The following is a 557-nucleotide window of genomic DNA, read 5'->3' on the forward strand; positions in this document are numbered from 1 at the left end:
GCATATCCTCGGCACCAACGATGCGGCCGTGCTGTCCGCCGACATCGCCAACCTCACCGAGACCAGCATATCCTCGGCACCAACGATGCGGCCGTGCTGTCCGCCGACATCGCCAACCTCACCGAGACCAATGCTGCGCTGACCACCGCTGGCAGCCTGACCATCAGCGACGTCGACAGCGCCGCAACCTTCGTCGCGCAAACCAACACCGCCGGCAGCTACGGCCAGTTCTCCATCGGCACCGGCGGTGCCTGGACCTACGTCGCCAGTTCCGCCCACAACGAGTTCGCCGCCGGCACCACCTACACCGACACCTTCGCGGTGAGCAGCGCCGACGGCACCCTCACTTCGGTCACCGTGCATATCCTCGGTAGCAACGATGCCGCCGTGCTGTCCTCGGCCAGCGTTACGCTGAGCGAAACCAATGCTCCGCTGACCACCGCTGGCAGCCTGACCATCAGCGACGTCGACAGCGCCGCAACCTTCGTCGCGCAAACCAACACCGCCGGCAGCTACGGCCAGTTCTCCATCGGCACCGGCGGTGCCTGGACCTACGT

Annotated in this window: 1 protein-coding gene; it reads left to right on the forward strand. The window is 66.1% G+C overall.

Annotated elements, in window-relative coordinates:
• Positions 1 to 93: 93 nt before the first annotated feature.
• On the forward strand, positions 94 to 557 hold a 464-nt coding region (locus tag AC1DRN_RS29985; protein WP_477786932.1), incomplete at its 3' end, for a VCBS domain-containing protein.

This window comes from Pseudomonas sp. P5_B3 (assembly GCF_056400405.1).